This is a genomic window from Caulobacter sp., assembly GCF_017744445.1.
Classification (GTDB): domain Bacteria; phylum Pseudomonadota; class Alphaproteobacteria; order Caulobacterales; family Caulobacteraceae; genus Caulobacter.
This window is the reverse complement of the sequence record NZ_JAGIBH010000003.1, coordinates 149,962-172,875: the sequence shown is the minus strand read 5'-3', so window position 1 is coordinate 172,875 and position 22,914 is coordinate 149,962. Positions and strand designations below refer to the sequence as shown.

At 67.2% G+C, this 22,914-nt stretch carries 15 protein-coding genes and 2 pseudogenes; 2 read left to right on the top strand and 15 right to left on the bottom strand.

What is annotated here, in order from left to right; all coding sequences use genetic code 11:
- Positions 1-10 precede the first annotated feature (10 nt).
- Positions 11-709: an AcvB/VirJ family lysyl-phosphatidylglycerol hydrolase gene (locus J7528_RS05930; RefSeq protein ID WP_291872017.1), complete on the top strand. Its 699-nt coding sequence runs from the start codon at positions 11-13 to the stop codon at positions 707-709.
- On the opposite strand, the gene J7528_RS05925 is transcribed toward J7528_RS05930, so the two are convergent.
- The 12 genes from J7528_RS05925 to J7528_RS05870 all read right to left on the bottom strand — a co-directional run bounded on the left by J7528_RS05925 (position 706) and on the right by J7528_RS05870 (position 17,798).
- On the bottom strand, positions 706-1,167 hold the full coding sequence (locus J7528_RS05925; RefSeq protein WP_291872016.1) for a hypothetical protein: 462 nt from the start codon (positions 1,165-1,167) through the stop codon (positions 706-708). The genes J7528_RS05930 and J7528_RS05925 overlap by 4 nt on opposite strands.
- 30 nt (positions 1,168-1,197) lie before the next feature.
- Complete coding sequence (locus tag J7528_RS05920; protein WP_291872015.1) at positions 1,198-1,542, bottom strand: DUF3088 family protein; 345 nt, start codon at positions 1,540-1,542, stop codon at positions 1,198-1,200.
- Positions 1,543-1,596: 54 nt separating this feature from the next.
- On the bottom strand, positions 1,597-2,823 hold the full coding sequence (gene odhB / locus J7528_RS05915; protein ID WP_291872014.1) for a 2-oxoglutarate dehydrogenase complex dihydrolipoyllysine-residue succinyltransferase: 1,227 nt from the start codon (positions 2,821-2,823) through the stop codon (positions 1,597-1,599).
- 60 nt (positions 2,824-2,883) lie between these two features.
- Complete coding sequence (locus tag J7528_RS05910; protein WP_291872013.1) at positions 2,884-5,847, bottom strand: 2-oxoglutarate dehydrogenase E1 component; 2,964 nt, start codon at positions 5,845-5,847, stop codon at positions 2,884-2,886.
- 178 nt (positions 5,848-6,025) lie between these two features.
- Entirely contained in the window at positions 6,026-6,910 is an 885-nt protein-coding gene (gene sucD, locus J7528_RS05905) for a succinate--CoA ligase subunit alpha (protein WP_291872012.1), read from the bottom strand.
- A complete protein-coding gene (gene sucC, locus J7528_RS05900) occupies positions 6,910-8,109 on the bottom strand; it encodes an ADP-forming succinate--CoA ligase subunit beta (RefSeq protein WP_291872011.1) in 1,200 nt (399 codons plus the stop codon). Before sucC ends, sucD begins: the two co-directional genes overlap by 1 nt.
- 226 nt (positions 8,110-8,335) lie before the next feature.
- Entirely contained in the window at positions 8,336-9,049 is a 714-nt protein-coding gene (locus tag J7528_RS05895) for a hypothetical protein (RefSeq protein WP_291872010.1), read from the bottom strand.
- 64 nt (positions 9,050-9,113) lie between these two features.
- Positions 9,114-12,482: a glycosyltransferase gene (locus J7528_RS05890; protein WP_291872009.1), complete on the bottom strand. Its 3,369-nt coding sequence runs from the start codon at positions 12,480-12,482 to the stop codon at positions 9,114-9,116.
- A gap of 87 nt (positions 12,483-12,569) precedes the next feature.
- Positions 12,570-13,892, bottom strand: a complete 1,323-nt coding sequence (locus tag J7528_RS05885; RefSeq protein ID WP_291872008.1) for an MFS transporter — start codon at positions 13,890-13,892, stop codon at positions 12,570-12,572.
- Between the two features lie 87 nt (positions 13,893-13,979).
- Positions 13,980-16,220, bottom strand: coding sequence for a TonB-dependent receptor (locus tag J7528_RS05880; protein ID WP_291872007.1), 2,241 nt, complete (start codon positions 16,218-16,220; stop codon positions 13,980-13,982).
- Positions 16,221-16,513: 293 nt separating this feature from the next.
- Positions 16,514-17,224: a TetR/AcrR family transcriptional regulator gene (locus J7528_RS05875; protein WP_291872006.1), complete on the bottom strand. Its 711-nt coding sequence runs from the start codon at positions 17,222-17,224 to the stop codon at positions 16,514-16,516.
- 88 nt (positions 17,225-17,312) lie between these two features.
- Positions 17,313-17,798: a DUF2306 domain-containing protein gene (locus tag J7528_RS05870; RefSeq protein WP_291872005.1), complete on the bottom strand. Its 486-nt coding sequence runs from the start codon at positions 17,796-17,798 to the stop codon at positions 17,313-17,315.
- 61 nt (positions 17,799-17,859) lie between these two features.
- On the opposite strand from J7528_RS05870, the gene J7528_RS05865 reads away from it, so the two are divergent.
- Complete coding sequence (locus tag J7528_RS05865) at positions 17,860-18,687, top strand: LytTR family DNA-binding domain-containing protein (protein WP_291872004.1); 828 nt, start codon at positions 17,860-17,862, stop codon at positions 18,685-18,687.
- Positions 18,688-18,722: 35 nt separating this feature from the next.
- Here J7528_RS05865 and J7528_RS05860 read toward each other — a convergent pair.
- From J7528_RS05860 to J7528_RS05850, 3 genes and pseudogenes are all read right to left on the bottom strand, one after another.
- Positions 18,723-19,349, bottom strand: a pseudogene (locus J7528_RS05860) (methyl-accepting chemotaxis protein); the annotation flags it as partial.
- A 393-nt stretch (positions 19,350-19,742) separates the two neighbouring features.
- Positions 19,743-20,495 (bottom strand): annotated as a pseudogene (locus tag J7528_RS05855) (Tar ligand binding domain-containing protein); the annotation flags it as partial.
- Positions 20,496-20,742: 247 nt separating this feature from the next.
- Positions 20,743-22,896, bottom strand: a complete 2,154-nt coding sequence (locus tag J7528_RS05850; RefSeq protein ID WP_291872003.1) for a M10 family metallopeptidase C-terminal domain-containing protein — start codon at positions 22,894-22,896, stop codon at positions 20,743-20,745.
- Between the last annotated feature and the right edge of the window lie 18 nt (positions 22,897-22,914).

Below are 22,914 nucleotides of genomic sequence, written 5' to 3'. Positions count from 1 at the left end.
TCCTGACATCATGATCATCCGTCTGGCCGCCGCCTTCTCCGTCCTCGCCACGCTTTCCCTGGCCATGACCAGCGCCTCGACCGCGTCGGCCAAGCCGGTGATCCTCGCGCCCAGCGAGCGGTCCGGCGACACCTTGGCGGTATTCTATTCCGGCGACGGCGGCTGGGGTCCCCTGGACGCCAAGGTCGCCCGACGCCTGGCCGCCGACGGCGTGCCGACCGTGGGGATCAATTCCCTGGCCTATTTCAGCGCCCGGCGTTCGCCTCAGACCGTCGCCGACGACCTGGCCGCCGAGCTGCGCGACTACGAGCGCCAGTGGGGCCGGTCGAAGGTGACGCTGATCGGCTATTCGTTCGGCGCCGACGCCCTGCCGGCGATCATCCCGCGCCTGCCCGGCGACCTTCGCGCCCAGATCGGCCACGTGGTGCTGATCGGGACCGGTCCCCATGGCGACCTGAGGTTCCATCCGGCCAGCTGGCTGAACCTGGCTCCGCCGGACTCCTTCCCCGTCCAACCGGCCATCGCCGCCTTGAAAAACGTGGACGTGCAGGACGTGAAGATCACCTGTGTCTACGGCGACAAGGAACGGGCCGACATCTGCCCGACCTTGCCCGACGCCGAGGTCGCCAAGGTCCGCCTGCCCGGCGGTCACCACTTCAATGGCGACTATGCGGCCTTGGGCGACGCGGTGCTGCGGGCGAGCCGCTAGATCAGGATTGGCAGGACCGCGATCGCGGCCCACAGCCCATACGCCAGCCCGAGGATGGCGACCGCCACCGCCGCCGTCCTCAATATCGGGCGCCCCGCCAAGCGTCGGGCGGGGACGAGCAGCAGCGCCCAGACCCATCCCATCAGCACGCCCACCAGCAAGGCCAGGGCCGTTCGCAGCCCGTTTCGGAACGGCTGCGGCGCGGCCGGCTGTTCAGTCTCTTCGGGATCGAGATCAGCCGCCGTCGTGCGAAAAGTCGCGATCAGGGCCTTGGCGTCCTCGGCCTCGCTCTCCGGAGCCCAGACCCGGAAGCCGCCCATGGCGATGGCCATGGTGAAGTCGGCCCCGCCCCAGTACTCGTTCTGCACCAGCACGGGATAGCCATCGGCGCGCAGCCTCGCGGCCACGATCTGGGCTTCCTGCAAACCCGCGAAACGGGCGACCTCCACGAGGCTCATGGGCGACCTCCAGAGCCTAGATTTGATCGTCTACAGGGGCGCCGGCAAGTCGTACTTCGCCGCCAGCCAGCGGGTGATCGGGCGGGCGTCGCTGAGGAAGCTCAGGCCGTTGGCGGACAGGATCTCGCCGTGCGGGCCGGCGTCGGGCGCGGCTTCCGCCAGGATCAGGGTCGGGGCGTTCTGGTGCTCTTCACCCAGGCGCTCGACCAGGGCCGGGCGTGGGCGGGCGTAGTCGACGCGGACGATGTCGAGCACGTCGCGCAGCTGCGGATACGCGGCCAGATAGCCCTCCATCATCGCGCAGTCGGGGCAGAAACGCTGCTGGCCTTCTTTGTCGAAGCCCATGGGCAGCAGGTAGAGGGTGTCTTTGGTCATCACGGGCCCAAAAGCGAAGAAGCCCGCCGGTGAGGCGGGCTTCTCGTTGGTCTCTTACAGGTCCAGCAGCAGGCGCTGCGGGTCTTCCAGGGCTTCCTTGACCTTGACCAGGAAGGTCACGGCGCCAGCGCCGTCGACGACGCGGTGATCGTAGGACAGGGCCAGGTACATCATCGGACGGATCTCGATCTTGCCGTTGACGACCATGGCGCGTTCCTTGATCGCGTGCATGCCCAGGATGCCCGACTGCGGCGCGTTCAGGATCGGGGTCGACATCAGCGAGCCGTAGATGCCGCCGTTGGTGATCGTGAAGGTGCCGCCCTGCATGTCCTCGATGGCCAGGCCGCCGGTGCGGGCCTTCTTGCCGAGGTCGCCGATGGTCTTTTCGATCTCGGCCAGGTTCAGCACGTCGGCGTCACGGACGACCGGAACCACCAGGCCCTTGTCGGTGCCGACGGCGACGCCGATGTCGTAGTGGTTCTTGTAGATGACGTCCTGGCCGTCGATCTCGGCGTTGACGTCTGGGATCGCCTTCAGCGCGGCCACGACGGCCTTGGTGAAGAACGACATGAAGCCCAGCTTCACGCCGTGGCGCTTTTCGAACACGTCCTTGTACTGGGCGCGCAGAGCCATGACCGCCGTCATGTCGACCTCGTTGAAGGTCGTCAGCATCGCGGCGGTGTTCTGAGCTTCCTTCAGGCGACGGGCGATCGTCTGACGCAGGCGCGTCATCTTCACGCGCTCTTCGCGCTCGTGCAGGGCGCGCGGCGCGGCCGGAGCAGCGGCCGGAGCCGGAGCGGCGGCGCGAGCTTCCAGGGCGGCCAGGGCGTCGCCCTTGGTCACGCGACCGTCCTTGCCGGTGCCCGCGACCTTCGACAGGTCGAGGTTGTTCTCGGCGGCGATGCGGGCCGGAGCCGGGCTGACCGGCGCGGCGGTCGGAGCAGCGGCGGCCGGGGCCGGAGCCGGGGCGGCGGCGGGAGCCGGAGCCGGCTTCGGCGCTTCAGCGGCCTTCGGAGCGGCGGCGGCCGGAGCGGCCGACGCGGTCGCGCCTTCGGTCACGACGCCCAGGACCGTGCCCGGCACCACGGTCGCGCCTTCTTCGGCGCCGATGGCCGACAACACGCCGTCAGCGGGCGAGGCCACTTCCAGCGAAACCTTGTCGGTTTCCAGCTCGACGAGGATCTCGTCCTTCTTCACGGCCTCCCCGACCTTCTTGGTCCAACGGGCGACCGTCGCTTCGGTGACGGATTCGCCGAGGGCGGGGGTGTTGATGTCGGCCATGGGGCTTTCCAGGTCTCTCTTGTTCGGTCCGGCGGGTTTTTTAGATCTTGGAGGCGACGCTTACGCGAACGCCTCGTTGAGGAAGGTCTCGAGTTCTTTCAGGTGGCGGCTCATCAGGCCCGCGGCGGTGGACGCCGAGGCCGGACGACCCACATAGCGGGCGCGCTTGGCCTTGATGTCCAGCTTGTCGAGCGTCAGCTCAAGCCACGGATCGACGAAGGTCCAGCCGCCCATGTTCTTGGGCTCTTCCTGGCACCAGACCAGGTCGGCGTTCTTGAAGCGGCCCAGCACCTGCATCAGCGACTTCATCGGCCACGGATAGAACTGTTCCAGGCGCAGCAGATAGACGTCGTCGCGGCCGGTCTTGGCGCGCTGGTCGACCAGGTCGAAATAGACCTTGCCCGAGCAGACGATGACGCGCTTGATCTGATCGTCGCTCTTCAGCGTGATGCCGCCCACGTCGCAACCGGCCTCGGCGCCGTCCACCATCACGCGGTGGAAGGTCGAGCCCTCGGCGAAGTCGGCGATGTTCGAGACGGCGCGCTTGTGGCGCAGCAGGCTCTTGGGGGCCATCACGATCAGCGGCTTGCGGAACTCGCGGTTCATCTGGCGACGCAGGGCGTGGAAGTAGTTCGCCGGCGTGGTGCAGTTGACGACCTGCATGTTGTCTTCCGCGCACGACTGCAGGAAGCGCTCCAGACGCGCCGAGCTGTGCTCGGGGCCCTGGCCTTCGTAGCCGTGCGGCAGCAGCATCACGAGACCGCTCATCCGCAGCCACTTGCGCTCGCCCGAGCTGATGAACTGGTCGATCACCACCTGGGCGCCGTTCACGAAGTCGCCGAACTGGCCCTCCCACAGGGTCAGGGTGTTCGGGTCGGCCAGCGAGAAACCGTATTCGAAGCCCAGCACCGCCTCTTCCGACAGGGCCGAGTCGATGACTTCATAGTTGGCCTGACCGGCGCGGATGTTGTTCAGCGGCGTGTAGTGCTCTTCGGTCGTCTGGTCGATGACGTCCGAGTGGCGCTGGGTGAAGGTGCCGCGCACCGAGTCCTGGCCCGACAGGCGGACCGGATAACCCTCGTCGAGCAGGGTGGCGAAGGCCAGGTGCTCGCCCAGGCCCCAGTCGATGCCCTCGCCCTTCTCGATCGCCTCGCGGCGATTGTCGATGGCGCGCTTGACGGTCTTGTGGGCGTTGATGCGGTCCGGGATCGTGGTGATCTGGCGGCCGATCTCCAGAAGGCGGGTCTTCGGGAAGGCCGTCTTGCCGCGGCGATCCTCGTCGCCCGGCAGGGTCAGGCCGGCCCACTTGCCGTCCAGCCAGTCGGCCTTGTTGGCCTTGTAGCTCTTGCCGGCGTCGAATTCCTTGTCGAGGAAGGTCTCGAACTCGCTGACCCAGCCATCGCCCTCGGCCTGGGTGATCACGCCCTCGCCGATCAGGCGGTTGGCGTAGATCTCGCGGGTCGGCGGGTGGCCCTTGATCTTGGCGTACATGATCGGCGACGTCATGGTCGGATCATCGCCCTCGTTGTGACCGAAGCGGCGATAGCAGACCATGTCGATGACCACGTCCTTGCCGAACTTCTGGCGGTACTCGGTCGCGACCTTGGCGGCGAAGACGACGGCTTCCGGGTCGTCGCCGTTCACGTGGAAGATCGGGGCTTCGACCATCAAGGCCATGTCGCTGGGATACGGCGACGAGCGCGAGTAGCGCGGACTGGTGGTGAAACCGATCTGGTTGTTGACGATGAAGTGGATGGTGCCGCCCGTGCGGTAGCCCTTCAGGCCCGACAGGGTGAAGCACTCGGCCACCACGCCTTGACCAGCGAAGGCGGCGTCGCCGTGCAGCAGCAGCGGCAGCACGTGGCCGCGGCCGGCGTCCGGCTGTTCGCGCAGCACGAAGGCCTGCTTGGCGCGGGCCTTGCCGATCACGACCGGGTTGACGATTTCCAGGTGCGACGGGTTGGCCGTCAGCGACAGGTGGACCTTGTTGTCGTCGAACTCACGGTCCGACGAAGCGCCCATGTGGTACTTCACGTCGCCCGAGCCCTCGATGTCCGAGGGTACCGACGAGCCGCCTTGGAACTCGTGGAAGATGACGTGGTAGGGCTTGCCCATCACGGCGGCCAGCACGTTCAGGCGACCACGGTGCGGCATGCCCAGGACGATGTCCTTCACGCCCAGCGCGCCGCCGCGCTTGATGATCTGCTCCATGGCCGGGACCATGGCTTCACCGCCGTCCAGGCCGAAGCGCTTGGTGCCGGGGAAGCGCTTGTGCAGGAACTTCTCGAAGCCCTCGGCCTCGATCAGCTTCTTCAGGATCGCGACCTTGCCTTCCTTAGAGAAGGTGATTTCCTTGTCGCGGCCCTCGATGCGCTCCTGCAGCCAGGCCTTCTCGGTCGGATCCGAGATGTGCATGTACTGCACACCGACATTGCCGCAGTAGGTGCGGCGGACGATGGCCAGGATCTCGCGGACCGAAGCGGTCTCCAGGCCCAGCACGTAGTCGAGGAAGATCGGACGGTCGTAGTCGGCTTCCGAGAAGCCGTAGGTCGCCGGATCCAGCTCGCTGGCGTCCTTGGCCGGGTCCAGACCCAGCGGGTCCAGGTTGGCGGCCAGGTGACCGCGCATCCGGTAGGCCCGGATCATCATGATGGCGCGCAGGCTGTCCAGCGTGGCGGCGCGGACGGCTTCGGCCGAAGCGCCGGGGGCCTTGCCCTCGACGGCCTTGGCGATCTTGGCTTCGACGGCGGGGGCGACGCTGGCCCACTGGCCGTCCAGGGCCGACAGCCAGTCGGGACGAACCGACGGCACTTTCTTGGGGGTCCAGGCCGGGTCCTGCGCGGCGCGCTTAACCTGGTCGGCCTGCTCCTGCAGGCTGGCGAAGAAGGCGTTCCACGAGGGATCGACCGATCCAGGGCTCTCCGCCCACTGGGCGTAGAGGTCTTCCACGAACGCCGCGTTGGCGCCGTAGAGGAAGCTGGTCTCGGTCAAGACCTGGTTGATGATGCCTGCGTCGTCCGCCATCGTTCTATGCCTTCGATCCGGTGCTCTACGGGAGCGCTACCGCACAGCCCGTAAATATAGTCTCTCAATCACCCGGGCGCCCGTCGCGTTGGCGGGGCCCAGGTGATTTTTTCGGATCGTCGACTGGCGGTCGCAAAAAACCTGGGCCCCGCGCGAGGCGGGGTTTCGGTATCTTCTTTTAGCCCTTCAGGACTTCAAGCAGGGTTTCACCCAGCTTGGCCGGCGAAGGCGAGACGCGGATGCCCGCTTCTTCCATCGCCGCGATCTTGTCCTCGGCGCCGCCCTTGCCGCCCGAAACGATGGCGCCGGCGTGGCCCATGTGGCGGCCGGGAGGAGCCGTGCGGCCGGCGATGAAGCCGACCATGGGCTTCTTGCGACCACGCTTGGCTTCGTCCTTCAGGAACTGAGCCGCTTCTTCTTCGGCCGAGCCGCCAATTTCACCGATCATGACGATCGACTTGGTGGCTTCGTCGGCCAGGAACAGTTCGAGGACGTCGATGAACTCGGTGCCCTTGACCGGGTCGCCGCCGATGCCGACAGCCGTCGTCTGGCCCAGGCCAGCGTTAGTGGTCTGGAACACGGCTTCATAGGTCAGGGTGCCCGAACGCGACACGACGCCGACCGAGCCTTCCGAGAAGATGCTGCCCGGCATGATGCCGATCTTGCACTGGTTGGGCGTCAGGACGCCCGGGCAGTTCGGGCCGATCAGGCGCGAACGCGAACCGGCCAGGGCCTTCTTCACCTTGACCATGTCCAGCACCGGGATGCCTTCGGTGATGCAGATGATCAGCGGGATCTCGGCTTCGATGGCTTCCAGGATCGAGTCGGCCGCGAAGGGCGGCGGGACGTAGATCACCGAGGCGTCGGCGCCGGTGCGGTCCTTGGCTTCGGCGACGGTGTCGAACACCGGCAGGCCGATGTGGGTTTGACCGCCCTTGCCGGGGGTCACGCCGCCGACCATCTGCGTGCCGTACGCGATGGCTTGTTCGGTGTGGAAGGTGCCTTGAGCGCCGGTGATGCCCTGGCAGATGACCTTGGTGTGCGAACCGATCAGAACCGACATTAACGGGCGCCCTTCACAGCGGCGACGATCTTCTCGGCGCCGTCAGACAGATCGTTGGCGGCGATGACGTTCAGGCCGCTTTCCGAGATGATTTTCTTGCCGAGTTCGACGTTGGTGCCTTCCAGACGGACGACCAGCGGAACCTGGAGACCGACTTCCTTCACGGCGGCGATGACGCCTTCCGCGATGATGTCGCAGCGCATGATGCCGCCGAAGATGTTGACCAGGATGCCCTTCACGGCCGGATCGGCGGTGATGATCTTGAAGGCCGCGGTGACCTTCTCCTTCGAAGCGCCGCCGCCGACATCCAGGAAGTTGGCCGGCTCGGCGCCGTACAGCTTGATGATGTCCATGGTGGCCATGGCCAGGCCAGCGCCGTTGACCATGCAGCCGATTTCGCCGTCCAGGGCGATGTAGGCCAGGTCGTACTTCGAGGCTTCGATTTCCTTGGGGTCTTCTTCGCTCTCGTCGCGCAGCGCCTTGATGTCCGGGTGACGGAACAAGCTGTTGCCATCGAACGACAGCTTGGCGTCGAGGACGCGCAGGTGATCGTCAGCGGTGACGATCAGCGGGTTGATCTCGAGCATGGCCATGTCCTTGGCCATGAACGCCGTATACAGCTGGTTCAGCAGCGAGGCGGCTTCCTTGGCCAGGGCGCCGGTCAGGCCCAGAGCCTTGGCCAGGGCGCGGGTGTGGGTCGGCCACACGCCGGTCGCCGGGTCGATGGTGAAGGTATGGATCTTCTCGGGCGTCGAGTGCGCGACGTCTTCGATATCCATGCCGCCTTCGGTCGAAGCGACCACCGAGACCTTGCTCGAAGCGCGGTCAACCAGCAGCGACAGGTAGAATTCCTTGGCGATCGCCGCGCCTTCTTCGATGTAGAGGCGGTTGACCTGCTTGCCCTTGGGGCCGGTCTGGTGGGTCACCAGCACGCGGCCGAGCATTTCCTCGGCGTTGAGGCGGACCTCTTCGACCGACTTGACGACGCGGACGCCGCCCTTGGCGTCGGGGCCCAGGCCCTCGAACTTGCCCTTGCCACGGCCACCGGCGTGGATCTGGCTCTTCACGACGAAGACCGGCGTGCCCAGCTTTTCAGCGGCGGCGGCGGCTTCGTCCGGCGTGAAGGCGGCGAAGCCGCGCGGCACGGGGGCGCCGAACTCGGCGAGTACGGCTTTGGCTTGATGTTCGTGGATGTTCATGAGGGCCCGGTCTCGACGACGGCTTTCTGAAATGTGGCCGGGTTATAGGAGCGCTATTTCGCAGGCGCAACCGCGTGACGACGATAAGGTGAAGGCTTGCGTGCTTATATTGTCCGAAAGGACAGGGGCGCCACGCGTTTAGGCGCGCCCGGCAAGGGAAACCCTTGACCCGGCGGAACTGTTACCGGTCACACCATTTTTGTCCGTGAACGGCTGTCCACCGGTGTCAGAACTGATGACCGGGATCGTCGAACAAGAACAGGATGAACGACAGCATCGCGGCGGCGTCGCGAGTCTTCGCGCCTTTCGCCGGAAGATACGCCACGCTGGGGGCCGTCAGGGTGATGCCGTCGCCCGACAGGTCCAGGGCGCCCACATCCACGCCATCCTGGCTGTAGATATAGCCCAGCACCTTGCCGCCGCCGATCGGCACGTTGCCGACCTGCTCGGTGCGCGCCCGCAGAGTGACGCCGCCGAACCGCAATTCGCCGGTGCGCTGCGGCTGCTGGAGGGCCTTCAACAGCGAGCCGCCCTGGGCGAACACCAGGGTGAAGTCGGCGTCGTCGCCCGCCCCGGGTCCCGAGAGGGTGCAGACATATTGCAGCTTCTCGGTCTTGTAGGTGATGCCGAGAATCTTCTTCTTGCCCTGGCCGCCGCCGCACGAGACCGCGACGGGCCCCAGGCTCGGGCCGGTGAACTCGAACTTGATGCTCGACTTGGTGCTGCCGCCAAAGCCGGTGATGCTGTTGCTGCTGCGCTTGGCGATGCCTCTGGCGGCTTCGTACTCGGCGAGCGTGACGATGGGCTTGAAGAGGCTCTTGCCTTTCTTCATGCCCACCTTGACCTTCTCGGTCGTCTTGGTGATCGGCGCATCCGCGAAGGCTGGCGCGGCCAAAGTCAGGCTGATGGCGGCGGCAAGGCCAATGGCGACGGTCTTCATGACAAGCTCCCCCCCGAGCGTCGGCTGGTCGACGCGGCGGAGCTTGCCACAGATCGGCGTTATCTCAACCCTTTGGCGAAACCGACGCCGAGGCTCGCCGCTCCAGCTTGCCCCAGCCGACCCGGCCGCCGCGGATGGCGGTGACCACCGACTTGACCACCACATAGTACATCAGCTGGCGGTAGCCGAACCGCTGCACCGGCAAGAACGGCAGGTCCGCCCACGGCGCGCGCTTCTCCAGGGCCATGCCCAGGGCGCCGGCCGACAGGTCCACGGCGATGAAGATCGCCCAGTAGGTCAGGCCCAGCAGCATGTCGTCGGGACGCCACTCCACCGGGTGGGCGATGGCGGCGTATAGGCCGCTGACCAGGCTCCAGACCACCGCCAGGTCGACCAGCGGCGCGGCCACGGCCAGGATGATCTGGAACAGCCAGATCTGCGGCAGGGCCACGAAGCCCAGCACCGGAGTCTTGCTGTTGAACATCGCCTTGCGGTGCTTCCACACGCATTGCAACGTGCCGAACGACCAGCGGAAGCGCTGCTTGAGCAGGCCGCCGACCGTGTCCGGGGCCTCGGTATAGGCACGGGCCTCGGGGTCGAAGGCGACCTTCCAGCCGGCGCGCTGGCAGGCGATGGTCAGGTCCTGGTCCTCGGCCAGGGTGTCGGCCGGATAGCCGCCCAGGTCGTCCAGCACGCTCTTGCGCCAGGCCCCGACCGCGCCCGGCACCACGGTCACCGCGCCCAGGGCCGACAGCGCCCGGCGTTCCAGGTTCTGAGCGGTGACGTATTCCAGCGCCTGCCAGCGGGTGACGATGTTCAGGCGATTGCCGACGATGGCGTTGCCGGCCACGGCCCCGACGTCCGGATCCTGGAACCAGCGCGCCAGGCGGCCGATGGTCGAGGGCGGGAACAGGGTGTCGGCGTCCAGGGCCACCACGAACTCGCCCTTGGCGACGGCCAGACCGCGATTGACCGCCCGCGCCTTGCCGCCGTTTTCGAAGCTCAGCAGCGTCACGCGCGGATCATTGGCGAAGTGGTCGCGAACCTCGTCGGCCGTGCGGTCCTTGGAGCCGTCGTCCAGGACCAGCACTTCCAGGTTCTTCCAGTCGCTTTCCAGGATCCGCGCGATCGAGGCGGCGATCACCTTCTCTTCGTTGAAGCAGGGGATCAGCACCGAGACCAGCGGACCGTTGTCACTGTCCAGATCGGCCGGCTCTTCATGCGTCCAGAAGCGGTGGACCAGAGCCAGGCTGGCCAGGAACACCAGCCGCGCGACGCCCAGGAAGATGGCCGACAGGAACAGGAAGGTCATGACCGCCTGCGTCCAGCGGAAGAAGTCGAAGCCCAGCCGGTCGACAGCCAGGTCCAGGCCCGTGCGCGAAGTCGGCGGCATGACCTGTTGCGGCGTCATGCCAGCCAGCTCGCCGACCGTGACCAGGCGATAGCCGCGCGCGCGGATCTGGTCGATCAGCTCGGGCAAGGCCGCCACGGTGCGGCTGCGATCGCCGCCGGCGTCGTGCAGCAGCACCACCTGGCCGGGGTTGTTCCCGGGGTTATCCAGTCGGTCCAGGACGCGGTCGATGATCTGCTGCTTGGTCGGCTTCTGCCAGTCGTCGGGGTCGATGCGCAGGCCCACGGTCATGTAGCCCAGGGTCTGGGCGATCACGAGCGGCGCCACCTCATGCGGGGTCGACGGCTCGGCGTCGCCGAAGAACGGCGGGCGGAACAGGCGCATCGAGCGGCCGGTGATCACCTCGAACAGACGCTGGGTGGCGTTCAGCTCGACCTGCACCTGGGGCAGCGGCGTCTCGGCGATGTTGGGGTGGGTCCAGCTGTGACCGCCCACGTCGTGGCCCTCGTCCACCTCGCGCTGCACCAGGTCGGGGCGGCGTTGCATGTTCTGGCCGATGACGAAGAAGGTGGCCGGAGCCTTCTTCTGCTTGAGGATGTCCAGGATCTTCGGCGTCCAGCGGCCGTCGGGGCCGTCGTCGAAGGTCAGGGCCACCAGCCCCTTCTTCTGGCCATAGCGCTCGATGACATAGCTGGACGGAATGACGTCGTAGGTTTGGCCCGAGACCAGTCCCGTGTCGGGGTCAAACTCCAGAGAGCGCTTGCCGGGCGTCGGCAGGGCCGCGATACGCAGCACCTCGCCGCCGCCGTCGAAGTCGACGCCCTGCCCGTTCGACAGCGTCGTCAGCCCCGCCGCCGAGGCCTGGCCATAGGGCTTGCCCAGCACCGACCAGACGCCCGGATCCTCCATGCCCATCCGCCACAGGCCATAGCCGCGCGGCTTCCAGGGGTCGGAGACCTTGACCTCATTGAACAGCGTGACCGCGTCCATGAACCAGACGACGTGGTCGTCGCCATTGTCGTCCGTATAGGTGTAGGTCGGGTTCAGCGCGTCGTCGTCCATGCGGATGGTCGCCCCGGAATCCTGGGCGTTGCGCATGGCCTCGTGGAAGGTGGCGGGGGCGCCCGAGGCGCGGCTGCCGTCCTTATTCAACGTCCAATCGTAGCCGTAGGCGCCGAGCGCCAGCACGGTGCGGCTGGGGTCCAGGTGCGCGAAGCGCTTTTCCAGTTCGCTCTCGTACCAGTCCTGACCGGCGTTGGGGCCCGGATCGCCCAGGGCGTAGTGCTGGTCATAGGCCATCAGCACCAGGGTGTCGGACGACGCCTGCAGACGCTTGAGCGGCCAGCCCTCCTCGTCGAACGGGGCGGTGACCCAGACTTCGCGGCCGGCGTCCTTCAGGGCCGCGCGGGCCTCGTCCAGGAACTTCGGATAGGCGGCCAGGCCCTTGGCCGACAGCGACTCGAAGTCGAAGACATAGCCGCCATAGCCGCGCTGGGCGGCCAGGGTGACCAGGTTGCTGATCAGCTTGCCGCGGGCCAGCGGGTTGGCCAGCAGGGCGTCGGCCATCGGCCCGTCGAACGCGGCGTTGGCCGAGTTGTGGACCAGCGGCAGCACGGCCGGCTTGTTCGCGGCGGCGGCGATGCGGGCGCTGCCTTCCGGGTCGTCGGTGACGTCGATGTCGCCGCGCGAGCCGTTGATCGCCACCCACTGCGGCGAGACCACATCCAGCTTGTCGATGTTGCGGCGCAGGGACTCGCGGCTGTCCTCGTCCCACGAGACATAGAAGCCGACCGAGAGCGGCCGCGCCGCCGCGTCGTTGGCGGCTCCGCCCTTGGGACGGGGCACCCGGCGCCAGGTCTTGGCCGAGGCCTTGAGCTTGTGCGCCGTCTCCTGGTGCAGCGACGTCAGGATGTGCGGATCCTTCAGCGGCGCATCAGGCAGATGCGGGGCGAAGGCCAGGGTCGCCACAAAGCCGGCCACCACCGCGGCGATGGCCGAGGCGACAATGCCCAGGATCAGCTTGGCCCGCCGCTCACGCTTGCCCGTGGGATCGTGAAAGATGTGACGGTCGTCTGGAGTCATTGGTGGGCGCTCGCGTTCTGCGCGCCCTTTGATACCCGAAATTGACCGAACCGTGGCCGTGGAAAGCCTGCGACGTTCCGTCGCTCGCTATTCGACCCAGTCGCGTTCCAGCCGTCGCGAGGCCAGGAAGAACAGCAGCGCCGCCAGCAGGTAGAAGCCCATGCCGGTATAGATGGCCCAGCGCAGCGACTCCGCGCCGAAGGTCGGCTTCAGCAGGTCCGAAACAGCGCCGAAATAGTAGACGCCGACGGCGATGCCCAGCAGGTTGTTGATCAGCAGGAACAGCGCTGAGGTCGTGGTGCGCATCGGCGCTGGCGCCAGGTGCTGCACGGCCGCGGTGATGGGCCCCAGCCAGGCCAGGTTCAACCCGGTGGGGATCAGGAAAATCACGAAGGCCAGGGCCAGCGAGGCTTGCCCGCCGAGCCCGCCGACCAGCGTCCCGCTGTTCATGGCCAGCAGGAAACACGGCACCGAGATCAGGAAGGCCACCGCCGGGGTCAGCGGATAGCCGGCCTTGGACTTCGCGCCCAGACGGTCGGCCATCACGCCGCCCATCCAGATGCCGATCACGCCGCCCAGGAAGGCGATGCCGGAATAGTACCAGGCCGTCTGGGCCAGGGTCAGGCCCAGGCTGCGCATGAAGAACGACGGCAGCCAGGCGGCGACGCCATAGCCGCAGACCGACGAGGAGGCCGCGCCCAGGGCCAGCAGCCAGAAGCTGGGCTTGGCGGCCAGCAGCCTGACTACCTGCCCGAGAGGCGCGGCCGGCGCGGGCGCGGCCGGCGGCGCGTCGGGTGTGCGGTCGGCGCCGCCGCGCGGCGGATCACGCACCACCAGCCGGAAAAGCGGCGCGAGCAGCACGCCCAGCAGGCCGACCACGATGAAGGCCATGCGCCAGCCGTAGTGGACGGCCAGCAGGCCGCCGACCAGCGTGCCCGCCGCCGTCCCCAGTGGAATGCCGAAGGCGTAGGCCGCCAGCGCCCGGGCGCGCTGGCGCCTGGGGAAATAGTCAGAGATCAGGGAATAGGCCGGGGCGACGCCGCCCGCCTCGCCGATGCCGACGCCCATGCGGGCCAGGAACAGGTGGCTGAAGCTGCCGACGAAACCGCACAGGGCGGTGAAACCGCTCCACAGCGTCAGCGCCGCAGTCATGATCCAGACGCGGCTGAAGCGGTCGGCCAGCCAGGCGATCGGAATGGCCAGGGTCGTGTACAGCAGCGCGAACGCCAGGCCGCCCATCAGGCCGAACTGCGCGTCGGTGAGGTCGAACTCCTCCTTGATCGGCTTGGCCAGGATGCCGAGGATCTGCCGGTCCAGGAAATTGAAGGTGTAGGCCAGGATCAGCATGGCCAGGACCACGTAACGATAGCCGGAGCCCTGCCCCTTCGCCGTCGCCTGCTGTTCGCTCATCACCTGCCCCCGTTTACGCTACAGCTACATAAAGAAAGGGCGGGGCCTGTTGCAGCAAGCCCCGCCCTAGACGTTTCGCCTAGATTTTTAGAACGCCACCTCGACCGAGGCGGCCACCGTCCGCGGCGGGCCGTAGAAGCCGATCACCGAGTTGTTGTAGGTGGCCCCGGCGAAGTTGTAGCCGCCGGTGCGGTACTTCTCGTTCGTCAGGTTCTTGCCGGTCAGGGCCAGCTTGTACTTGCCGCCCGGGGCGGTCCAGATCGCGGTGGCGTCCACCAGGGTGAAGGCCTTCTGGTCCAGGGCCGGCAGCGGCTGCTCGAACTGCTGGTAGGCGTCGCGATAGCTGACCATCGGGGTGATCGCCAAGTCGCCGCCCGCCAGTTCGCCGCGCCAGGTCAGGCTGACATTGCCCGTCCATTCCGGCGTGTTCTGGAAGCCGTACAGGTCGGCGACGTTGATCACCTGGCCGGTCGCCAGGGTCTGGCTCGGGTTCAGCGGGTTGGGCGCGCCGGCCGGCACGAAGCGGCTGAAGGTGTCGTACTTGGCGTGGATGTAGCCCAGGGCGACATTGGCCGAGAAGCTCTGGCTCAGGCGGGCGTTGGCCTCGAACTCGGCGCCGTACAGGGTGGACGAACCGGCGTTGTCGACCGAGCTGGCGATGCCCGACGGCACCACGACCTGGGTCGTGACCTGCTGGTCGGTATACTTCGACAGGAAGATCGCCGACGAGAACGAGACCTTACGGTCCAGGGCGAAGCCCTTCAGGCCCGCCTCATAGGTCTTCACGACTTCCGGCTTGTAGCCGTTCGTGGTCTGCGGGGTGATGAAGGCGTCGCCGCGCATGTCCCAGCCGCCCGACTTGTAGCCCTTCGAGAACGATGCGTAGGTCGTCAGATCGTCGTTCAGCTCGTACGAGGCCGAGATACGCGGGGTGAACTGCGAGAAGGTCTTGTGAGCGTCGTAGTTGGTCCGCACCTGCAGAATCGGACGATTGACGCCGCCCTGATACGGCGACGGCGTGGCGCCCAGATAGAAGAAGCGGAACACGTTGGCGCGCTTGGCGTCGCGCGTGGCGCGGGCGCCCAGCGAGACCTTGAAGCGGTCGGTCAGGTTGGCGCTGAAGTCGAAGAACGCCGCGAAGCTCTGGGTGTTGACCTTGCCGCCGTCGGCGATCGAGACGCCCAGATTGCCGGCGATGGTGTCGAACTCGCCCGAGGCCTGGCTGTTCATGTAGTACAGGCCAAAGACGCCCTGGACGTTGTCGTCCGAATATACCGCCTGCAGTTCCTGCGAGAACGAGCTGTCGTCATAGGTGGCCGGCACGTCCAGCGTCGGCAGCGGCGTGCCGTCGAAGTCGATCAGGGTCTGGGTGTGGCCCTTGCGGCTGGCGGTGATCGACTTCAGCGTGATCGCGTCGGTGACGTTGTACTCGCCCGTCAGCGACAGGCCCTTGGTCATCACGTGGTTCTTGTCGCCCAGGCCGGCCTGGGTGTCATAGATGTCGAGGATCGGATAATTGCCCGCCGTCGGCAGGGTCTCGCGGTGGCCGTGTCGCGGGTTGGAGTCGTCCGACACGTGGTCGTAGGCCAGGCGGAAGAACAGGTCCTGCGTCGGCTTCCACTCGGCGCTCAGGCGATAGGCCTCGACGTCCTTGTCGTAGTGCTCGGCGCCGGTGGTCAGGTTCTTGCCGTAGCCGTCGCGCTTGTAGAGGGCGTACGAGCCGCCCACCGACAGGCCGCCGCCGACCGGCGTCTGGCCCGAAACCAGCAGGTCGGTCTGGTTATAGCTGCCGTACGTGCCGCGGATCTTGGCGCCGGCTTCGTCGCCCAGCTTCTTGGTCACGTACTTGATGGCGCCGCCGATGGTGTTGCGGCCATAGAGGGTGCCTTGCGGGCCGCGCAGCACTTCGATGCGCTCGATGTCGAAGATGTCCAGCACCGCGCCTTGCGGGCGATAGATGTAGACGTCGTCGACATACAGGCCGACGCCGGGCTCGTAGCCCCACAGCGGATCCTGCTGGCCCACGCCGCGGATGTAGCTGATCAGGGTCGAGTTCGAGCCACGGGCGGTCTGCACCGTGATGTTCGGGGTCGTCTGGGACAGGACGGTGATGTCCGTGCCGCCCGTGCGCTCCAGCTTCTCGGCCGAGAAGGCCGAGACGGCGACCGGGACGTCCTTGAGGCTTTCCTCGCGACGACGGGCGGTGACGACCACCTCCTCGACGCTCGCGGTGTTGTCGCCGGCAGGCGCTTCCTGAGCCGCCGCGACGCCCGCGATCGTGCTCCACGCCGCGCCAGCCAGCAGCGCGGCCTTCCACATCGAAGTCATGGGTTTCCCCTCCCTTACGTTCCGCCCTTCCCGAGCCGGATCCGTCTTGTGCGGAGGCGTGCGCGGGACCCTCGCCAATTCATCGAACAGCGAATTGCAAGCACCATCACCCGAACCGGCGGCGAGCGCCAGCTATTTTTCACCAAGTGATGAAAAAGGGGCGGGGACGGATGATGCTCCCCCGCGGTGCGGGGGAGCTGTCGGCGGAGCCGACTGAGGAGGCCAGCTGGACGTCGGCCGCGTTAGCCCCCTCCGGCCCTCTGGGCCACCTCCCCCGCATCGCGGGGGAGGATCTACTTTCCGCCCTTGGCGATCACGGCTTCAAAGCCGGCGGCGCAGTACGAGAACAGGCGCTGGCGGACCGCTTCCAGGTCGCTGGAGTGGCACTCGCCCTCCGACAGGCTGTCGATCCGTCCGGTCTCGGACAAGGACAGCATCATCGATCCGGTCAGGAACTGATAGCACCAGTAGAGGTCACGGTACTCGGCCTGGGGACGCAGGGTCTTCAGGGTCTCGACCAGCTGGTGGACCACGGGATCAAAGAACCGGGCCATGGTCTCGCCGCCCCAGGCCGGCGTGTTGTTCACCTGGGCGACAAGGGCGAAGTAGCTCTTCCAGCCCGCGCCGCCGTCCTGGCTGATGCGCAGCAGCGGCTCGATGAAGGCCTCGATCACGCCCTCGACGGTCATGGTCGCCGGATCATGCGCCGCGACATAGGCGTTCATCGACGCCTCGCGGGCCTGGTTCAGGATCTCGGCGCGACGCAGGAACACCGCGTCGAACAGCTCGCGCTTGGCCCCGAAATAGTAGTGGATCAGCGCCGTATCGACGCCGGCCTCGGACGCCACCTGGCGGGTGGTCACGCCGTGGAAGCCGTGCCGCGCGAACAGGCCCTCGGCCGCGTCGAGGATGGTTTCCTTCAGGTCCAGGCCCTTGGCCTTGGACGGTCGGCCCCGCCCGCCGGCGCGGGCGCCGGCCTTGGGTGAGGGCTTGGCTGCGGTCATGAAGTGGGGTCCGCCGTGATTGCGCTCCGTCCTCGGATAGGCGCAACCCGGCGGGGCTGGCAAGACCGGCGTTTTCCCAACCCCAAAGTCAGCCCAGAAAGACCGACCACATCAGACGGCCCGGGATGAAGGTGAACAGGCCCGCCAGCAACAGCCCGCCGACGAACATCGCGGTCATGGCGCGGCGGTGCGCCGAGACCTTGCCGCGCCGGATGGCGTAGACCGCGCCGGGCAGGGCTACGATCGTCCAACCCGACAGCAGGTGGATGAAGCTGAAGTGGCCGTGGTTCATGCCGCGGATGAACAGCGAGCTGACCGCCGTGATCCCCATGGCGACCACCCAGGTCCAGCCCAGGACCTTGTGCAGGGTCGTACCCTTCACCCGCATCATCAGCACGATGCCGATGGCCAGGGCCATCAGGGCGGCGGTCAGATGGACCTGCACCACGGTCGGCGCGGCGGCGATGAGCGAGACGTTCGGCGCGTGCGGCTTCAGCGCGATCACGGCGGCGATGGCGACAGCGGCGCCCACACCCATCGCGGCTTGCGAAATTGACTTGCCGTACGCGGCCATCTGCCTTCACTCCAGATCGTGGCGGGGCGGGAAACGCCTCGCCGTTGGGAACCTGAGTGGAGTGGGCGGGTCCGTGCCTCAATCGACGTTGCGCCAGTCGCCGGCTTCGTTTCGCCAATGGCTGGCCGGCGCCGTTCACGCTTCGCGAACGGCGGTGACCGCCAAGGAGAGCCTGCGAGGCTTCGCGGTCTCGGCGGCGGCCGGCGTGTTCCTGGCGCTGCTGGGCGCGTTCGGCACCGACGCCGTGCCGTTCGGAATCCGGGTCGCCTACTGGGCGGGGCTGTGCTTTGCCGGCGCCATCGTCGGCACCACGGTCAGCCACCTGATCGGCGGCGACGGCCGGGCCGACGAGAAGCCCTGGCTCTATGCGACCCTGACCGTGATCGGCGTCACCCTGCCCTTCACCCTGGTGGTCTGGCTGGTCAGCGACCTGACCTTCTACGGCCAGCTGAAGGCGGGCGGCTTCCTGGGCTACCTGCTGCCGGTGTTCATCGTCACGGTGGCGATGACGGGCCTGAACTTCCTGGTCCAGCGCACCCCGCCGCAGACCCACGCGGCGCCGGCCGGGACGCCGCCGCCGCGTTTCCTGGACCGCCTGCCGCCCAAGCTGCGCGGCGGCGAGCTGTGGGCCGTCGAGGCGGAAGATCACTATCTGCGCCTGCATACCTCGCGCGGCCAGGACCTGATCCTGATGCGGCTGTCCGACGCCGTGGCCGAGCTGGAAGGCATCGAAGGCGCCCAGACCCACCGCTCATGGTGGGTGGCCAAGGCGGCCGTCGACGGCGCCAAGCGCGGCGACGGCCGGGCCACCTTGCAGCTGAAAGGCGGCGTCGAAGCCCCCGTCAGCCGCGCCTATTCCAAGGCCCTGCGCGAAGCCGGCTGGTACTAGGCGGCTCGCGCGCCCGGACGGCTGCGGCAGCCATTGGACTGGCCGACGCTGAACTGGCCCATCAGCTGGGTCAGGTTATCGGCCTCGCGCGACAGGGCGTGGCTGGCGGCCGTGCTCTCCTCGACCATGGCGGCGTTCTGCTGGGTGGCCTGGTCCATCTGGCCGACGGCGCTGTTGACCTGCTCCAGGCCGGTAGCCTGCTCCTGGGCCGAGGCGGCGATCTCGGCGACCACGCCGTTGATCTGGGCGACCTGGGCGACGATCCGCTGCAGGGCCTCGCCGGTCTTGCCGACCAGCTGGACGCCGGCGTCGACCTGCTCGGTCGAAGCATTGATCAGCGCCTTGATCTCCTTGGCCGCGTCGGCCGAACGCTGGGCCAAGGCCCGCACCTCTTGGGCGACGACGGCGAAACCGCGACCAGCCTCGCCCGCCCGCGCGGCTTCGACGCCGGCGTTCAGGGCCAGCAGGTTGGTCTGGAAGGCAATCTCGTCGATGACGCCGATGATGTTGCCGATCTGGGCCGAGGACTTCTCGATCTCGCCCATGGCCTCGACAGCGTCGGCCACGACCTGGCCGCCGGTCTCGGCGTCGGACTTGGCGGCCCCGACCACGCGACGGGCCTCCTTGGCGCCTTCGGCGGTGCGCTTGACGGTCGAGGTGATCTCTTCCAGCGCCGCGGCGGTCTCTTCCAGGCTGGCGGCCTGCTGCTCGGTGCGGCGGGCCATGTCGTCGGAGGCGTTGGTGATCTCGCGGCTGCCGGCGCGGATGCCGTCGGCATTGCCGACGATCACCGTCATGGCGTCCTGCAGCTTGCCCGCCGCGCCGTTGAAGTCGGCCCGCAGCTTCTCGTACTCGACTGGCAGGGCGTCGTTGACGCGATAGGTCAGGTCGCCCTTGGCCAGGTGCGACAGGCCGACCCCGAACGACTCGACCACCAGCTGCTGCTGTTCGGCGATGGCCTTGGCGGCGGCGGCCTGGCGTTCGGCTTCCGAGCGTTCCTTGGCGGCCGCGACTTCGGCGTCGGCGCGCAGCTTGGCGATGGCGTTTTCCTTGAACACCTGGACCGCGCCGGCCATCTGGCCCAGCTCGTCCTTCTGGCCCACGGCCGGCACCGTGATGCCGTTGTCGCCGTCGGCCAGGCGACGCATGGCGGCGGTCATGGCTTGCAGCGGATTGCTGACCTTGCCGGTCACGACATGGGTGGCGAAGGCCATCAGGCCCGCCGCGACCAGAGCGATGACGGCCATGATCCCGGTGGCGATATTGCCCGCCGTCTTGGCGGCGACGCCATCGTCGTGGGCGACGCGGGTCTGCAGATCCACCAGGGCGCCGACATTGGCGGTGACGGGATCGATCGCGGGATAGAGCCTGCCGTCGACGAAGGCCTGGAGACCGGCGGTGTCATTGGCCTTCAGCAAGCCTTGCAGGGTCTCGACCGTACTGTCGGCGGCCGGCAGGGCGGCGGTGACCTTGTCGGCCAGCACCTTTTCCTCGTCGGTCATCTCGGTGGCGGCATAGGCCTGCCAGTTCTGGCTGATCGTCGACTTGGCGGCGGCGACATTCTCGGCGGCCTTGGCCATCGACAGCTCGCCCGACCGCGCCTTGTGAGCGCTGTCGACGATGTTGACCGCATACATGTCGCTGACGGCCTTGAGCTGCTGCATCGGCTCGACACGGTCGGCGATCACCGACTGCATGCGCTGATTGGCGACGCCGTTGGCGACGAAGCCCGAAAGCCCCATCGCCGCCATGCCCACGCCCAGCGCGGCCAGGCAGCCCAGCAGTCTCGTCTTGATGGTCCAGGTCATCGGAAGTTCCCCGCTTTGAGCGCGAGGAAAGCCTCCGATCGTTAACCAAAACCTTCGCCGCAACCGGGCGTAGGCTGCGCGTATTTTGGCGTGTCTGGCCGGCGTCTGAAGTTTGAGCGGAGCTTAAGGAATGAACCGGTCGCGACACCGCCGGCCGGGCGACGAATTGTCGGCCTGTCGCCACGGCGAGGGGAAATATCACCGCCGAACGGCGATACCTCCCCACTATGCGACAGAACGTCGCGGCTTAGCCGTAGTGGATGTCGACATTGGCCGCAGCCGTGCCGACCGTCAGGCCCGTCACCCCGATCAGGCGGATCAGGCCGTCGCCGCTGTTGGCCCCCAGCGTGCCGTCCTGGTGATAGATGTAGGTGTCGCCATTGTACTCGAACACGCCCGTGGCGTTGGGCGCCACCAGGGTCGAGACGTTGATGAGCGCCTGCTCCAGGGTCGTCGCCGAACCGACGGCCAGACCGGTGACCACCGAGGGGACCGCCGAGGTCAGGTCGATATGGTCCACGCCCTTGGCGAAGTCGGTGATCGTGGCATAGGCCGTCACCTTGCTGTCCTCGATCCGCAGGTTCGAGAAGCGCGGCGCAGCGATGCCGTCCTGGTACAGCTTGAAGGTGTCGGAGCCGCCGCCGAGCGTGATGCTCGACGTCGTCTGGAACCGCAGGTCGACAGCTATGCTGTCGTTGTAGCCCGACAGCACCGCGGTGCTCACATTGGACCCGCCGAATTCGGTGACATCGATCCCCGCCGAGGCAGAGGCGTCCAGGTTGGCCGTCAGGACGGCCGAGCTGCCGACAATATGGCTGTTGAAAGCGGCGGTCAGACGGCCCGTCCCGGTGACCACGATCGCGCCAGCCACGAAGTTGGTGTTCTGCGACGTGACGGCCCCGAGCACGCTGTCGCTCTGCACGTGCAGGATCAGCGCCCCGTCGTTGTTCGTGACGTACAGGTTGGTCGGCGAGGCGTTGCTGCTGGTGACGCCGTTCAGATAGGCGTGGACAACCGGCGCGCCGACGCTCCGCGAGGACGAGCCAGTGAACACCAGATCGGTATTGTAGTTGGCCGTCAGGGTCCCGCCACTGACGCCGTCCATCTTCAGCGCCACGCCCCAGTTGATGTTGTCCAGCCGCGTCGAAGTCGTCGACGCGCGCAGGGTGATGTCCTGCAGGCCGGTATAGCCGGAGACGACCAGCGGCGGCGTGAACGTGCCGGCGGGCACCGTGTACGACGGCTTGAAGCTCTCGAGCACCAGGTGCTCGACATTGGTCACCTTGATCTTGTCGACAGCGGTATCGGTGGACCCCATCACCAGCGTATCGTCGCCCGCGCCGCCATCGACGATCGCGCCGTTGATCATCCGGGTCACGGTGATCACGTCATTGCCCGCGCCGCCGCTGATCTTGCCGTTCGGCGCGCCGCCCAGGACATCGACCGCGGCGTTCAGCTGAGCGACGGTGATGGTGTCGTTGCCGTCGCCGCCGTCGATATAGCCGCTGACCGCTCCGCTAAAGGTGACGGTGTCGTGGCCGCCCGCGACAACGACCGAACCGTTCAGGTCCGCGCCGGTCACGGTGTCGTTGTTGGCCGTCGAACGCAGGGTCGAGTCGGTCGCGTCCGGGGCCACGCTCTGGTTGGCCGTGACCGCGATCGTCGCCCCGGCCGCATAGGTCGGCTGCTGGCCATAGGTTCCCAGGAGGTCGGTGAAGAACACCGCCTGGCCGTCATTGGCGAGATCGGCCAGGAACGCGTCATTGGCCTTGGCGTACGAGCCGATGTCTTCCTTGGCGGCCGCCGAGAGCAGCCAGCCGACCATGGCGGCCTTGGCGCCGATGCCGCCGGCGCCATCACCCCCGTAGGCGGCGAAGTATTCGGCGCGGGTGTAGGTCCCGCCCAGGCCGTTGGGCACCTGGCTGTTCAGCAGCTCGTCGACCTTGGCCGCGCTGGGCGTGAAGCCGAAGATCTCGGCATAGGCCTTGGCCGTGGCGTCGGCCATGCTGAGCCCGCCATAGGCCGCCGAGAACCGGGCCGCGCCCTCGCCATTCTTGCCCAGATTGACCGCGAAGTTGATGTAGCGGTTGTCGGAATTGAAGCTCTGGTAGTACGCCGCGTTGAGGTTGTTGGCGTTGCCGCCGGTCGGCGAGACCAGATAGTCGATCCCGCTCATCTTGGGCGTATAGCCGGCGAAGAAGGCGTAGGAGAGCGTGGCCACCGAAGTGGTGGTCGCGACCATCTTGCCGATCTCGGCCTGCGCGTCGGCCAGGCTCAGGGTCGCGGCGTCGACCTGGCTGGCCAGGGTCTGCAGCTTGGCGAGATCCGCCGTCGGAATGTTCGAGAACTTGATGCGGGAGACATCGCTGTAGGCGGTCTCCAGAACTTGAAGCGTGGCCATAACTCAACCTCCGGCATT

Coding starts and splice junctions, on each gene's coding strand:
- odhB (WP_291872014.1), bottom strand. CDS start 2,823: ATGGCCGACATCAACACCCCCGCCCTCGGCGAATCCGTCACCGAAGCG.
- sucC (WP_291872011.1), bottom strand. CDS start 8,109: ATGAACATCCACGAACATCAAGCCAAAGCCGTACTCGCCGAGTTCGGC.
- J7528_RS05885 (WP_291872008.1), bottom strand. CDS start 13,892: ATGAGCGAACAGCAGGCGACGGCGAAGGGGCAGGGCTCCGGCTATCGT.
- J7528_RS05925 (WP_291872016.1), bottom strand. CDS start 1,167: ATGAGCCTCGTGGAGGTCGCCCGTTTCGCGGGTTTGCAGGAAGCCCAG.
- J7528_RS05880 (WP_291872007.1), bottom strand. CDS start 16,220: ATGACTTCGATGTGGAAGGCCGCGCTGCTGGCTGGCGCGGCGTGGAGC.
- J7528_RS05890 (WP_291872009.1), bottom strand. CDS start 12,482: ATGACTCCAGACGACCGTCACATCTTTCACGATCCCACGGGCAAGCGT.
- J7528_RS05930 (WP_291872017.1), top strand. CDS start 11: ATGATCATCCGTCTGGCCGCCGCCTTCTCCGTCCTCGCCACGCTTTCC.
- J7528_RS05870 (WP_291872005.1), bottom strand. CDS start 17,798: ATGGCCGCGTACGGCAAGTCAATTTCGCAAGCCGCGATGGGTGTGGGC.
- J7528_RS05850 (WP_291872003.1), bottom strand. CDS start 22,896: ATGGCCACGCTTCAAGTTCTGGAGACCGCCTACAGCGATGTCTCCCGC.
- J7528_RS05895 (WP_291872010.1), bottom strand. CDS start 9,049: ATGAAGACCGTCGCCATTGGCCTTGCCGCCGCCATCAGCCTGACTTTG.
- J7528_RS05920 (WP_291872015.1), bottom strand. CDS start 1,542: ATGACCAAAGACACCCTCTACCTGCTGCCCATGGGCTTCGACAAAGAA.
- J7528_RS05875 (WP_291872006.1), bottom strand. CDS start 17,224: ATGACCGCAGCCAAGCCCTCACCCAAGGCCGGCGCCCGCGCCGGCGGG.
- J7528_RS05910 (WP_291872013.1), bottom strand. CDS start 5,847: ATGGCGGACGACGCAGGCATCATCAACCAGGTCTTGACCGAGACCAGC.
- sucD (WP_291872012.1), bottom strand. CDS start 6,910: ATGTCGGTTCTGATCGGTTCGCACACCAAGGTCATCTGCCAGGGCATC.